Source organism: Gemmobacter aquatilis, assembly GCF_900110025.1.
Classification (GTDB): domain Bacteria; phylum Pseudomonadota; class Alphaproteobacteria; order Rhodobacterales; family Rhodobacteraceae; genus Gemmobacter; species Gemmobacter aquatilis.
In genome coordinates this window covers 1-12,966 of record NZ_FOCE01000008.1, presented here as the reverse complement: position 1 = coordinate 12,966, position 12,966 = coordinate 1, and the positions used below count along the sequence as shown (strand labels likewise).

The 12,966-nt window shown below is 64.0% G+C and carries 11 protein-coding genes, 1 tRNA gene and 1 rRNA gene; 8 read left to right on the top strand and 5 right to left on the bottom strand.

Annotated elements, in window-relative coordinates; genetic code table 11:
* Window positions 1-56: 56 nt before the first annotated feature.
* Window positions 57-1,145, top strand: a complete 1,089-nt coding sequence (ribA, locus tag BMX43_RS13490) for a GTP cyclohydrolase II (protein ID WP_091302258.1) — start codon at window positions 57-59, stop codon at window positions 1,143-1,145.
* A complete protein-coding gene (locus BMX43_RS13485; RefSeq protein ID WP_091302256.1) occupies window positions 1,142-1,642 on the top strand; it encodes a L,D-transpeptidase family protein in 501 nt (166 codons plus the stop codon). Before ribA ends, BMX43_RS13485 begins: the two co-directional genes overlap by 4 nt.
* A gap of 71 nt (window positions 1,643-1,713) precedes the next feature.
* On the opposite strand, the gene BMX43_RS13480 is transcribed toward BMX43_RS13485, so the two are convergent.
* Both BMX43_RS13480 and BMX43_RS13475 read right to left on the bottom strand, forming a co-directional pair.
* Window positions 1,714-2,367, bottom strand: coding sequence for a YggS family pyridoxal phosphate-dependent enzyme (locus tag BMX43_RS13480; protein WP_091302254.1), 654 nt, complete (start codon window positions 2,365-2,367; stop codon window positions 1,714-1,716).
* Between the two features lie 130 nt (window positions 2,368-2,497).
* The gene (locus BMX43_RS13475; protein WP_091302252.1) at window positions 2,498-3,415 is read right to left on the bottom strand and encodes a porin; all 918 of its coding nucleotides are present in this window, start codon (window positions 3,413-3,415) and stop codon (window positions 2,498-2,500) included.
* A gap of 281 nt (window positions 3,416-3,696) precedes the next feature.
* Between BMX43_RS13475 and BMX43_RS13470 the strand changes: the two genes are divergently transcribed.
* The 6 genes from BMX43_RS13470 (at window position 3,697) to BMX43_RS13445 (ending at window position 12,085) form a co-directional block, all read left to right on the top strand.
* Complete coding sequence (locus tag BMX43_RS13470; RefSeq protein ID WP_091302250.1) at window positions 3,697-4,227, top strand: DUF3576 domain-containing protein; 531 nt, start codon at window positions 3,697-3,699, stop codon at window positions 4,225-4,227.
* Between the two features lie 171 nt (window positions 4,228-4,398).
* The gene (leuS, locus tag BMX43_RS13465; protein ID WP_091302248.1) at window positions 4,399-6,945 is read left to right on the top strand and encodes a leucine--tRNA ligase; all 2,547 of its coding nucleotides are present in this window, start codon (window positions 4,399-4,401) and stop codon (window positions 6,943-6,945) included.
* Window positions 6,932-7,420 (top strand): LPS assembly lipoprotein LptE, encoded by a 489-nt coding sequence (gene lptE / locus BMX43_RS13460; RefSeq protein WP_091302247.1) that lies wholly within the window; start codon window positions 6,932-6,934, stop codon window positions 7,418-7,420. Before leuS ends, lptE begins: the two co-directional genes overlap by 14 nt.
* Window positions 7,417-8,436, top strand: coding sequence for a DNA polymerase III subunit delta (gene holA, locus BMX43_RS13455; RefSeq protein ID WP_091302245.1), 1,020 nt, complete (start codon window positions 7,417-7,419; stop codon window positions 8,434-8,436). Before lptE ends, holA begins: the two co-directional genes overlap by 4 nt.
* A gap of 346 nt (window positions 8,437-8,782) precedes the next feature.
* Window positions 8,783-11,158, top strand: a complete 2,376-nt coding sequence (locus BMX43_RS13450) for an arylsulfatase (protein ID WP_091302243.1) — start codon at window positions 8,783-8,785, stop codon at window positions 11,156-11,158.
* A gap of 573 nt (window positions 11,159-11,731) precedes the next feature.
* Entirely contained in the window at window positions 11,732-12,085 is a 354-nt protein-coding gene (locus BMX43_RS13445; RefSeq protein WP_217643965.1) for an aspartate/glutamate racemase family protein, read from the top strand.
* A gap of 182 nt (window positions 12,086-12,267) precedes the next feature.
* On the opposite strand, the gene BMX43_RS20460 is transcribed toward BMX43_RS13445, so the two are convergent.
* The 3 genes from BMX43_RS20460 to rrf form a co-directional block, all read right to left on the bottom strand.
* Window positions 12,268-12,408 carry a hypothetical protein gene (locus BMX43_RS20460; protein WP_342711573.1) on the bottom strand — a complete coding sequence of 47 codons (141 nt, stop codon included), beginning with the start codon at window positions 12,406-12,408 and terminating at the stop codon, window positions 12,268-12,270.
* Window positions 12,409-12,656: 248 nt separating this feature from the next.
* A tRNA-Met gene (locus tag BMX43_RS13435) sits at window positions 12,657-12,733 on the bottom strand.
* Between the two features lie 70 nt (window positions 12,734-12,803).
* Window positions 12,804-12,918, bottom strand: a 5S ribosomal RNA gene (rrf, locus tag BMX43_RS13430).
* Window positions 12,919-12,966: the final 48 nt, after the last annotated feature.

Here is a 12,966-nt window from a genome sequence, read left to right as displayed (position 1 = left end):
GCAAATGTTTCACTTTCCTGCGCGGGGCGTTACAGAAGGGGCGGAAAGGACGCGCCATGACCCTCGCCCCCAGCATCATCGAACGCCTTGCCCGCGCCCGCGGCGACCTGCGCATGGGTGTGCCCGTGGTGCTGACCGCAGGCGCCCATGCCGCCCTCGCCGTCGCGGTAGAGGCATTGACCCCCGCCCGCCTCGCCGATCTGCGCGCGCTCGGGGCGCCGGAACTGGCGCTGACCGCGCGGCGCGCCGAAACGCTGAAGGCCCGCGCCTATGACGGCGATCTGGCCCGCCTCGCCCTGCCCGCCGATCTGGGGGTGGACTGGCTGTCCGCCATGGCCGACCCGGCGGATGATCTGCGCGTGCCGATGAAAGGCCCGTTCCTCTGCCTGCGTGGCGGCACTGCCGATCTGCACCGCGCCGCGCTGACGCTGGCCAAATCCGCCCATCTGCTGCCCGCCGCCCTGCTGGTGCCGGTGGCCGACGGCCCCGCCACCGCCGCCCGCCTGTCGCTGACCCTGATCGACATCGCCGAAGCCGCCCCCGAACTCACCCGCGCCTCGCCGCTGGCCGAGGTGGTGTCGGCCCGCCTGCCCATGGCCGCCTCCGAGGCCGGGCGCGTCCATATCTTCCGCCCCGAGGACGGCGGCGAAGAACACTATGCCATCGAGATCGGCCAGCCTGATCGCAGCCAACCGGTGCTGGCGCGCCTGCATTCCGCCTGTTTCACCGGCGATGTGCTGGGCAGCCTGAAATGCGATTGCGGCCCGCAACTGCGCGCCGCCCTCGCCCAGATGGGGGCCGAAGGCGCAGGCGTGCTGCTCTACCTCAATCAGGAAGGCCGCGGCATCGGCCTTGCCAACAAGATGCGCGCCTATTCGCTGCAAGATCAGGGCTTCGATACCGTCGAGGCCAACCACCGGCTGGGGTTCGAGGATGACGAACGCGATTTCCGGCTCGGCGCCGGGGTGCTGCGCGCGCTCGGCTTTTCCGCCGTGCGGCTGCTGACCAACAACCCGCGCAAGATCGCCATGATGGAAAGCCACGGCATCCATGTGGCCGAACGCGTGCCGCTGCAGGTGGGCCAGACCGCGCAGAACGCGGGCTACCTCGCCACCAAGGCCGCCAAATCCGGCCACCTGCTATGAGCCGCGATACCCTTGTCGTCACCCCGACCGGCGTCTTGTTCCTTGGCCGCCGCTTTCCCTGCACCCTCGGGCGCGGCGGCATCGTGCCTGCCGCTGCCAAGCGCGAAGGTGACGGCGCCACCCCCGCCGGGCTGCACCGCATCACCGGCCTGCTCTACCGCCCCGACCGCATCGCCCATGCCCCCGCCTGGGCGCAGCCCATCGGCCCGCGCGATCTGTGGTCCGACGATCCCGCCGACCCCGCCTACAACCACCCCGTCCGCGCCCCACACAATTTTTCGCACGAAAAATTGCGCCGCGCCGATCCGCTCTATGATCTGGTGCTGCTGACCGACTGGAACAGCCCCAGCGCCACGCCCGGCGCCGGATCGGCCATCTTCCTGCACCGCTGGCGCCGCCCCGGCTATCCCACCGCAGGCTGCATCGCCTTCGCCCCGGCAGACCTCGGCTGGATCGCAGGCCACGCTCCACCCGGCACGAAGCTGCTCATCCGCTGATCCGCACAATTCTTCTGCGAAGAATTGCCTCCCCCGTCGGGCACCCGATTTTTCGCAGAAAAATCACCCGGTCAGCCGTAATCGCGCGCGCCGAAGATCGCGCTGCCCACCCGCACATGGGTCGCCCCCGCCGCAATCGCCGCTTCGAAATCTCCGCTCATCCCCATCGACAGCCCAGCCAGCCCGTTGCGCGCGGCGATCCCCGCCAACGCGGCGAAATGCGGCGTGCTGTCCCCGCCCTCGGGCGGGATGCACATCAGCCCGCGCAGCGGCAGATCCATCGCCCGGCAGGCGGCAATGAACCCGTCCGCCTCGCCCGGCAACACCCCCGCCTTCTGCGGCTCCGCCCCGGTATTCACCTGCACGAACAGATCGGGGCACGCCCCCCGCGCCTGCGCCAGCTTCGCCAGCTTCTCGGCCAGCGACGCCCGGTCCACCGTGTGGATCGCATCGAACAGGTCCAGCGCCAGCTTCGCCTTGTTGGTCTGCAACGGCCCGATCATATGCACCGAAACCCCGGCAAACCGCGCCCGCAGATCCGGCCATTTCCCCGCCGCTTCCTGCACATAATTCTCGCCGAACACCCGCTGCCCGTCATCCAGCGCCGCCACCACCCGGTCCAGCGGCTGCACCTTCGACACCGCGATCAGCACCACCGACCCCGCGTCGCGCCCCGCCGCCCGCTCTGCCGCCGCCACCCGCGCCCGGATCCCTGCCAGTCCCATCTTCGCCTCCGTCTTTCGCGCGAGATGGCCACAGCGCGCCGCAAATGAAAAGACCCCCGGCTTGCGCCAGGGCCCAAAAGGAAAAGAGCGGGCTTGCGCCCGCTCTTCCCTGAAACCGATCCGGGTAGGATCAGAATTCGAACGACACGCCAGCTTCGGCGCGGGTCGTGCCGGCAACCGAACCGATGCCGCCGACAACAGCAGCACCGCCGCCGAGGTCGTAGGAAGCGCCGAAGCCGTACGAGGTGTCCTCGAAGGCGTCAGCATCAGCCACTTCGGCCGACAGGGTCAGAGCGCCGGTGGTGTAGGCAGCGTAGATGCCGTAGGCGCTTTGCTTGTCGATGTCGAGCTCCGGATCGAACTCGGTGTACATCGCGTTCACGGTGACGCCCGAGAAGGTGCCGCCAGCGTACAGGGACATGGCTTCACCGAAGTTTTCGGTGTTGACATAGCCGAGGCCGACATAGCCGTCGCCGAAGTTGTAGTTCAGGCCGATCGACGAGCTGTCATCGGTGTCATCGCCCGGGCCATTCAGGTTGGTCGACAGACCGATCGTGAAGGCGCCGAAGGTGCCGGTGTAGTTGATGTCCGACGAACGGTTGTAGCCGAGGCCCGGGAACAGGTCGCCATTGTCGCCGGTGTCGCTGTAGAGTTCAGCAACATCGTCAACGCCGAGGCCGTTCAGGCCACCGATGTCCGGCAGGTCGGCGAAGTCGTTGGCTTCTTCAACCGAACCGAAGCTCAGTTTGCCGAAGGCGCCCGAAACGTAGACCGAGGTGCCGTCGTTCGAGATGCCGTCGCCGGCGCGAGCGTCTTCGGTCGAGTAGGTGCCGAAGGTTTGCTCGAAGCCGAACTCGAGGCCAGCGTCCGACTGAACGGTCGCGGTGGCGGTGAGGTAGGTTTCCATCACGGAGAAGGTGTCATTGCCTTCTTCGATCGCTTCCCAGTAGCCCAGACCGAACACGGACGAACCCGACAGGGTCACTTCAGCGGCAGCGAAGCCAGCGGTGCCGACCAGGATCGTGGTCGCAAGCAGAATTTTTTTCATCGTCTTCCCTCGTTGTCTCAAAGGTGCGGCCCAACTCAGGGGAATCCGAATTGGGTATGGACCTTATTTCGACGGAAGGACGCCGGATTGCAACGAGGACGAGGGGCGCCGGGGCAATCATGGCGTAGCTGGTGCAGCAAAGCCACAGTGCCGCCAGACCACCCTTCCCGGGCATGCCGATGGCCCGCTTTGCCCGCGCCTCACAGAGTGCCGCACGGGAAAAGCCTTGTTCGCTTCCGGTCGCTCGGATAGACAACCGCTATACCTGACGGGGAAGACGAATGATCCTGAAAAGCCTCGCACGCGTCCTTTCCACAGGCAGCCTCGCTCTGTTGCTTGCGGCCTGTGGCAATTTCTCGGGGCTGGGCTCCGATGGTGTGACAACCGAACAGGAAATGGCAAGCCGCCAGGCCGCCGATGCCCAACGCGCCGCTCAGGCCAATGCCTATGGCACCGAGAAGCCACGCTCCACCATCTGGGATCTGTTCGAGAATAGCGCCGATCCCAATTCCACCGTCGCGGTAAACAAGTATCTCTGGCAGGCCTCGCTGGAGATCCTGAACTTCCTGCCCATCGAATCGGTCGATCCCTTCACCGGCGTCATCGTCACCGGCTATGGCACCCCGCCCGGCGGCGGCCGCGCCTATCGCGCGACGATCTATGTCAGCGACCCGGCGCTCGACGCCCGCTCGCTCAAGGTGTCGCTGCAAGGCAAGGGCGGCGGCGCCGTCTCGCCGGAAACCCAGCGCGCCGTCGAAGACGCCATCCTGACCCGCGCCCGCGAAATCCGCATCCGCGACAGCAAGCTCTGACCCGGCACCGGGCGCCCCACCCTGGCGGCGCCCCGGCTGACCCGCAGCGCAGATGAGTATTTGGGCCAGGGTGAAAGCCCATGGCTTTCCCTACGCCCCCCGCCGACCCACTGGCCTTTCACCCCGCCGCAGTGTAATCCGCGCGGATGATCCGTTGTGAATGAGGCAAGCATGTCGCGCTATGAACCCGCCGTCATCGAGGCGAAATGGCAAGAGGCCTGGGACAAGGCCGGGGTCTTCACCGCCAAGCGCGACGCGGCCAAGCCGAAATACTATGTGCTGGAGATGTTTCCCTACCCGTCGGGGCGCATCCATATGGGCCATGTGCGCAACTACACGATGGGCGATGTGGTGGCGCGCTACAAGGCGTCCTGCGGCTTTTCCGTGCTGCATCCGATGGGCTGGGATGCCTTCGGGATGCCCGCCGAAAACGCCGCGATGGAACGCGGCGGCCACCCGAAAACCTGGACCTATGGCAACATCGCCGACATGCGCGGCCAGATGAAGCCCCTGGGCCTCAGCATCGACTGGAGCCGCGAATTCGCCACCTGCGACCCGGAATATTACGGCCAGCAGCAGGCCATGTTCATCGACATGATGGAGGCCGGGCTCGTCTACCGCAAGAATGCCGTGGTGAACTGGGATCCGGTCGATATGACCGTGCTGGCCAATGAACAGGTGATCGACGGCAAGGGCTGGCGCTCTGGCGCCGTGGTCGAACGGCGCGAACTGACCCAGTGGTTCTTCAAGATTTCCGACTATGCGGGCGAATTGCTGTCGGCGCTGGACGGGCTGAAAGACTGGCCCGAAAAGGTGCGCCTGATGCAGGCCAACTGGATCGGCCAGTCGCGCGGGCTGCAATTCAGCTTCGAGACCGTCGGCGCCCCCGCCGGCTTCGACGCGCTGGAGGTTTACACCACCCGCCCCGACACGCTGATGGGCGCCAGCTTCGCCGGGATCAGCCCCGACCATCCGCTGGCCAAGGCGCTGGAAGCCAGCAACCCCGAACTGGCCGCCTTCGTCGCCGAATGCCGCCGCATCGGCACCTCGGAAGAGGCGCTGGAAAAGGCCGAAAAGCGCGGCTTCGATACCGGCATCCGGGTGAAACATCCCTTCGATCCGGCCTGGGAACTGCCGGTCTACATCGCCAACTTCATCCTGATGGATTACGGCACCGGCGCGATCTTCGGCTGCCCGGCGCATGATGCCCGCGACTTCGAATTTGCCACCAAATACGGCCTTTCCATCAACGCTGTCTTCACCGCCCCCGATGCAGCCGATGTGCAACTGACCGAAGCCTTCGTGCCGATGAAATCAGAGCGCGTGACCTATGTCCGCGCCCTGCCCGGCAGCACCGCCACCACCGGCGAGGCCGCCGTGGCCGAAGCCATCGCCCTGTGCGAGGCGCGCGGCATCGGGCGCGGCGTCACCAATTACCGCCTGCGCGACTGGGGCATCTCGCGTCAGCGCTACTGGGGCTGCCCGATCCCGGTGATCCACTGCCCCACCTGCGGCGTGGTGCCCGAGGCCAAGGAAAACCTGCCCGTCCAGCTTCCCGATGATGTCACCTTCGACATCCCCGGCAACCCGCTGGACCGTCACCCGACCTGGCGCACCTGCACCTGCCCGAAATGTGGCGCTGCGGCCCGGCGCGAGACGGACACGATGGATACCTTCGTGGATTCAAGCTGGTATTACGCCCGCTTCACCGCACCGCACGCCACCACGCCGACCGTGGCCGAAGATGCCGATTACTGGATGAACGTCGATCAATATATCGGCGGCATCGAACACGCGATCCTGCACCTGCTCTATTCCCGCTTCTTCGCCCGCGCCATGGCCAAAACCGGCCACCTGCCCGCGAAAGCGATCGAGCCGTTCAATGCCCTGTTCACCCAAGGCATGGTGACGCATGAAATCTACATGACGCGCGACGCCAATGGCCGCCCCGTCTATCACCTGCCCGAAGATGTGACCGAGGGAAAACTGGCCGACGGTACGGCGGTAGAGATCATCCCCTCCGCCAAGATGTCGAAATCCAAGAAGAATGTCGTCGATCCGATGAACATCATCGCGGCTTTCGGCGCCGATACCGCCCGCTGGTTCGTCATGTCCGACAGCCCGCCCGAGCGGGACGTGGAATGGACCGCCTCGGGCGCCGAGGCCGCGTTCAAGCACCTCAGCCGCGTCTGGGGCCTGTGCTCCCGCATCGGTGAACTGCCCGCCGACCACACCGGCCCCGGCGATGCGGATCTGGCCCGCGCCACCGCAAAGGCCATTCACGAGGTGACGCAAAGCATCGACGGCTTCGCCTTCAACAAGGCCATCGCCGCGCTCTACAGCTTTGCCAACACGCTGGCCAAGGCCGATGCCTCCAAACCCGCGCTGCAACAGGCGATCCGCACGCTGGCGCAGCTCATGTCGCCGATGACCCCGCATATCGCGGAATCGATCTGGACGTATCAGGGCGGCGCGGGCCTTTGCGCGCAAGCTCCCTGGCCAAAGGCCGATCCGGCACTGCTGATCGACGATACCGTCACCCTGCCGATCCAGATCAACGGCAAGCGGCGGGCGGAAATCTGCGTGCCCAAGGATATGCCCGCCCCCGAGGTTGAAAAGATCGCGCTGGCGAACGAGGATGTCATCAGGTTCCTTGCCGGTCAGCCGGTGAAGAAGATCATCGTCGTCCCGGGGCGTATCATCAATGTCGTTGCCTGACCGCCGCACCTTTCTGGCCCTGCTGGCCGCCAGCCCCCTGGCGGCCTGTACCTTCACCCCCGCCTATGCGCCGGGCGGCCCCGCCGCCACGCTGCAAGGCGCCATCCGGGTGGACAGCCCGGATACCAAGAACGGCTTCGATCTGGTCGAACGGCTGGAAGAGCGCCTTGGCCGCCCGCAAGACGCCCGCTTTGACCTCAGCTATACCATCACCACCAAAAGCATCGGCGTGGGCGTCACGCCGGAAAACGCCATCACCCGCTACAACATCACCGGTCAGGTGGAGTGGGCGCTGAAAGACCAGACCGGCGCCGCCATCCTCACCGGCACCGCGCAAAGTTTCACCTCCTGGTCGGCCACCGGCTCTACCGTGGCGGGTCTGGCAGCCGAGGAAGACGCCTCTTACCGCCTGATGCGCATCCTTGCGGACCAGATCGTCACCCGGCTTCTGGCGGCGTCCGGTACCTTCCTGTGAAGCTCACCGGCAGCGCCGCCCCGGCCTATTTCGCCAAGCCCGATCCCAAGGCCACCGGCCTGCTGATCTACGGGCAGGATGCGATGCGCGTGGCGCTGCGGCGGCAAGAGGTGATCGCCGCCCTGATCGGCCCGGAGGGCGAGGCGGAAATGCGCCTGACCCGCATGTCGGGCGCCGATCTGCGCAAAGACCCGGCGCTGCTGCTCGATGCGCTGAAGGCGCAGGGCTTCTTCCCCGGCCCCCGCGTGGTGTTTCTGGAAGAGGCGACCGACGGCCTCGCCCCCGCCGTCACCGCCGCGCTGAAAGACTGGCGCCCCGGCGATGCGCAGCTTGTGGTCACCGCCGCAGGCCTCACCTCCAAATCCGCGCTGGTCAAACTGTTCGACGCGCATCCCTCTGCCCGCTCTGCCGGTCTTTACGACGATCCGCCCTCGCGCGACGAAATCGAGGCGACCCTCACCCGCGCCGGTCTGACCCAGATCGCGCCCCCCGCGATGACCGACCTGCTGGCGCTGGCGCGCGAGCTTGACCCCGGCGATTTCCGCCAGACGGTCGAGAAGATCGCGCTCTACAAATACCGCGATCCGGCGCCGCTGACGCCCGAAGATGTCGCCGCCTGCGCCCCCGCAACGGTTGAAGCCGAGGTGGATGACGTGCTCAACGCCGTGGCCGAAGGGCGCGGCGCCGCCATCGGCCCGCTGATGCGGCGACTCGAAGGTCAGGGCGTGCTGCCCGTCACGCTCTGCATTGGCGCCATGCGCCATTTCCGCACCCTGCACGCCGCCTCCTCCGATCCCGGCGGCCCTTCAGCCGGGGTGCAACGGATGCGCCCCCCGGTCTTCGGCCCCCGCCGCGACCGCATCCTGCGGCAGGCCGAAGGCTGGGGCCTCAAACGGCTGGAAGAGGCGCTGAGCCTGCTGGTTGAAACCGACCTCACGCTGCGCTCCACCTCCAAAGCCCCCGCCATGGCCCTGATGGAACGCGCGCTGATCCGCCTCGCCATGATGAAACGCTGACAGCCGTCACCCCACGCACCAGCCCCTTCTGTGCTGTGACTCTGCGCTGGCCCTTCCTTCTGGGGCGGCCCGTTTCTGGTCTTGCAGGCCGGATGTCAGGCGACTCAGGCCCCCGGCTATCGCAGTGGACTCTCGGCATGAATCCGCACGGATCTATCGGGCAACAGGGCCCAGACAAAGGGAACGTGACCGTAAACCACAGAAACTACACGATAAACAGCGGCAGCCTTGATCCAAATCAAATCAGGCGCCCATCATTTTGGCGTAGCTTGCGCAAGTCTGCTTGCCAGACCGCCCCCAAAAGAACGTAACTGCTAAGGGCTATCAAAGCCCATGGAGCATTTCGATGAATGATCAGGACAAGAAGATTCGCACGCACTTGCCGATGCGCAATGTCGCGCGTCAACGCCACATCACCTATGATGCGCGGGATCCTGACACCAGCTTTCCCCCGATAGAATTGCTGCGTCCGCCGAAGGGGGCGCCGAACGTTCTGGTAATTCTGATTGATGACGCAGGGTTCGGATCGTCCAGCGCGTTTGGCGGGCCCTGCCAGACGCCGACTGCCGAGAAACTGGCGGCCAGTGGCCTCAAGATGAACCGCTTTCACACCACGGCGCTGTGTTCGCCCACGCGGCAGGCGCTGCTGACCGGGCGCAACCACCATTCCGCAGGCATGGGTGGCATCACCGAAATTGCAACGGGTGCACCCGGCTATTGCTCGATCCTGCCCAACTCGATGTCGCCGTTGGCGCGCACGCTGAAGCTGAACGGCTATTCGACCGCGCAGTTTGGCAAGTGCCACGAAGTGCCGGTCTGGGAAACGAGTGCCGTTGGCCCGTTCGACGCCTGGCCGACCGGCGGCGGCGGCTTTGAATATTTCTACGGTTTCATCGGCGGGGAGGCGAACCAGTGGTATCCGGCGCTGTTCGAGGGCACCAACCCGGTCGATCCTGAAAAGACGCCCGAAGAGGGCTATCACCTGATGGAGGACATGACCGACAAGGCGATCAACTGGGTCAACCAGCAGAAATCGCTGGCGAACGACAAGCCGTTCTTCATCTATTTCGCGCCCGGTGCCACCCACGCTCCTCACCATGTCCCCAAGGAATGGGCCGACAAGTACAAGGGCAAGTTCGACGGCGGCTGGGACAAGCTGCGCGAAGAAACCATTGCGCGGCAGAAGAAACTGGGGGTCATTCCGGCCGATACCGAACTGACCGCCCGGCACGCGGAGATCCCGGGCTGGGACGAGACGCCGGAAGAATTCAAGCCGACCCTGCGCCGCGAGATGGAAGTCTATGCCGGCTTCATGGAATACACGGATTACCATGTTGGCCGACTGGTCGAAAACCTGGAGCGGCTGGGCATCCTTGAAGACACGCTGATCTATTACATCATCGGTGACAACGGGGCCTCGGCCGAAGGCGGCATCAACGGCTGCTTCAACGAGATGAGCTATTTCAACGGTCTTCAGGCGTATGAAACGCCGGAATACCTGAACGAACGGCTGGAACATCTGGGTGGGCCGGAATCCTACAACCACTATGCGGTTGGCTGGGCTCATGCGATGAACACGCCATTCCAGTGGACCAAGCAGGTGGCATCGCACTTTGGCGGCACGCGCAACGGCACGATCGTACATTGGCCCAAGGGCATCAAGGCGAAGGGCGAAATCCGGTCGCAGTTCAGCCATGTGATCGACGTGGCCCCGACCATTCTGGAAGCCGCGGGTCTGCCCGAGCCGGTCGAAGTCTATGGTGTGCCGCAAGACCCGATCGAAGGCACCAGCATGATGTATGCCTTTGACGACAGCGCAGCGCCGGAACGCCATGAGACCCAGTATTTCGAGATGTTCGGCAACCGCGGCATCTACCACAAGGGCTGGACGGCGGTGACCAAGCACCTGACGCCATGGACCGCGATGCAGGCCAAGCCGGTCCCGCTGGATGATGACGTTTGGGAACTTTACGACACAACCAAGGACTGGAGCCAGTCGCGCAACCTTGCCAAGGAAATGCCGGAAAAACTGCATGAACTGCAGCGGCTCTGGATGATCGAGGCCACACGCTACAAGGTGCTGCCGATTGACGACCGCATGGCCGAAAAGATGAACCCGGATACGGCGGGGCGCCCGGTTCTGATCAAGGGCAAGTCGCAGGTTCTCTTCAAAGGGATGGGTCGTCTGTCGGAAAACACCGTCCTGAACATCAAGAACAAGTCCCACTCGGTCACTGCCGAGATTGATGTGCCGGAGAATGGTGCGGAAGGTGTGATCATCTCGCAGGGGGCCGACATCGGCGGCTGGAGCTTGTATGCCAAGGACGGGAAACTGAAGTATTGCTACAACTGGGGCGGCCTCAAGCGGTTCTATATCGAGGCCTCGAAACCGATCCCGGCGGGTCGGCATCAGGTCCGTATGGAGTTCGCTTATGACGGCGGCGGCCTTGGCAAAGGTGGCATGGCAACCCTGTACCAGAACGGCGAGAAGGTAGGCGAGGGCCGGGTCGATGCCACTCTGGCCATTATCTACTCGGCCGACGACGGCTGTGACGTGGGCAAGGATACGGGTGCGCCCGTTTCGGAAGACTACGGCCCGAGGAACAATGCGTTCAACGGCGAGATCAGAGGTGTGCAACTGGCGATTGCCGAGGATGCGGAAGACCTCGACCACCTGATCAGGCCAGAAGATGCCATTGCCATGATGATGGCACGTCAGTAACCGCGCAGGCGCAAATCCGGGGGGCATTCCGATGCCCCCCGGTCTGGTGGTGCCACGAAAGCCAACAGGCGAACTTGGCGTATCATCAGCCAAGCCTGCACCCCCGGAAGTGCAGGTCCGTATCGGCTGCGCGCGCTGTATATCTGCACCGCACCGAACCTACTCTCCAGTCCGACGAGGCGTCACTTTTGAACACTGATGCCCGGCGGATATGCGGGAATTATAGCAAGCATCTGAAACTAAATGGTTTCAGAAAGAGAAGATAGATGCGCCAAGTTTGCTGGCGCCGCTTGGCAGCATAGCCATTTGACTTAATGGCGCTTGAGCCGCCGCTGCATGCGATGCAGCACCTTCACCCCAACCCTTCACGATAGACCACCTCGGGATCGGCGTCGGTGGCGACCGAAAAGCTGGCGAGACCTACAAAATTCGGCGACCTCACGAGAAGTGGCGGTTCAGGCTGACTGGGTTCCCCTTCAATAACAGAACCGGCCTGGATTTCCGGGCGGGCCTCTGTCGTCTGCAGTCCCGTTTCAGCGCATCGCGGCGGGCAGACAGAGCGTCAGGTCGGGCATGATCCGCGACAAGCGGCAATCCTGGTTTGGCGAGGATATCGGCATCCTGATCCTGGATGCCGCTTACCCCTGCGTGCCCGGCAATGTCGGCAATGCCACCAGTTTCCCTTTCCCTGTCCGCTATCAGGAGGTGCGCGGCGCCTCGATCGACCGGCTTTTGAACCAGCGCGATCCGAGCCTGGCCGAGCCCTTCATCGAGGCCGCACGCGAGCTTGAGGCGCGCGGGGTGCGGACCATCACCGGCGCCTACGGTTTCTTGGCGCTGTTCCAGAAGCAGATCGCGGCGAGCGTGCGCATCCCCGTCGGGTTGGCCTATCCATCCCAAGGCACCTTTAAACTCATCTGGCCATAGTCGTGGATGGCCCTTTCAGTGACGCAGTCAAGAAACGGCGTGAAGGATTGTCGTTGCTCTGACATGGAGCAATTGTTTGTTGGAAAACAGGGCAGCAGCAATTTGCTCATTCCCGGTGCTTGCACTCGCGGAATGCCATGTCAGTGATGTCGCGTAGGCGGGCGTAGTAGTGGTCTAACGGTTCAACATGGCCCCCAATTCACATCCACGGGGCTGTATCCGAAGTGGTCGGCGCTGTGCGCCACCAGCCGCGCAAGCATTGCGTCGATCTCGTTCTTGGCGGTGATGAAGGCGTCTAGCGCGGCGTCATTGGTTTTGGGCATGTCTGTCCCCGAGTTGGTTTCGAGGACATGACGGCTCTGGTTTACCCGCTGGTCAAGCTCAATTGGACACGGAACGTCCCATGACATCCGTCCATTCCCGTGTCACATGGGTGATGCACGGAAGAAATCGGACTGGCTGTAAACCTTTGGAATCGCGAAGAAACGTGTTGTGCTGTGTGGTAAATGCAAAAAACGCCCCGTGGGGCGCCCTGGATCACTTTAAGTCATTGATATATTGTTATAAATTTTGGTTGCGGGGACAGGATTTGAACCTGTGACCTTCAGGTTATGAGCCTGACGAGCTACCGGGCTGCTCCACCCCGCGTCTGTCCCGATGGGATAAGCTGATCGGGTTTGGGTGTATCGTAAAGAGAGAGTGTTTGGGTCTTTTCTAGGTTTGGCGGTGACCTACTCTCCCACGTCTTGAGACGCAGTACCATTGGCGCGGCAGCACTTAACGGCCGAGTTCGGGAAGGGATCGGGTGTTTTGCTTGCGCTATGACCACCAAACCGAGGAAAGACCCGCGCTGGGGTTTTGAGTTCCAGCGCGTTTTTACA

Excerpts from the sequence above, each read along its gene's own strand:
- BMX43_RS13485 (WP_091302256.1), top strand. The coding sequence starts at position 1,142 with ATGAGCCGCGATACCCTTGTCGTCACCCCGACCGGCGTCTTGTTCCTT.
- BMX43_RS13445 (WP_217643965.1), top strand. The coding sequence starts at position 11,732 with ATGATCCGCGACAAGCGGCAATCCTGGTTTGGCGAGGATATCGGCATC.
- leuS (WP_091302248.1), top strand. The coding sequence starts at position 4,399 with ATGTCGCGCTATGAACCCGCCGTCATCGAGGCGAAATGGCAAGAGGCC.
- BMX43_RS20460 (WP_342711573.1), bottom strand. The coding sequence starts at position 12,408 with ATGCCCAAAACCAATGACGCCGCGCTAGACGCCTTCATCACCGCCAAG.
- BMX43_RS13475 (WP_091302252.1), bottom strand. The coding sequence starts at position 3,415 with ATGAAAAAAATTCTGCTTGCGACCACGATCCTGGTCGGCACCGCTGGC.
- lptE (WP_091302247.1), top strand. The coding sequence starts at position 6,932 with ATGTCGTTGCCTGACCGCCGCACCTTTCTGGCCCTGCTGGCCGCCAGC.
- BMX43_RS13470 (WP_091302250.1), top strand. The coding sequence starts at position 3,697 with ATGATCCTGAAAAGCCTCGCACGCGTCCTTTCCACAGGCAGCCTCGCT.
- ribA (WP_091302258.1), top strand. The coding sequence starts at position 57 with ATGACCCTCGCCCCCAGCATCATCGAACGCCTTGCCCGCGCCCGCGGC.
- BMX43_RS13450 (WP_091302243.1), top strand. The coding sequence starts at position 8,783 with ATGAATGATCAGGACAAGAAGATTCGCACGCACTTGCCGATGCGCAAT.
- BMX43_RS13480 (WP_091302254.1), bottom strand. The coding sequence starts at position 2,367 with ATGGGACTGGCAGGGATCCGGGCGCGGGTGGCGGCGGCAGAGCGGGCG.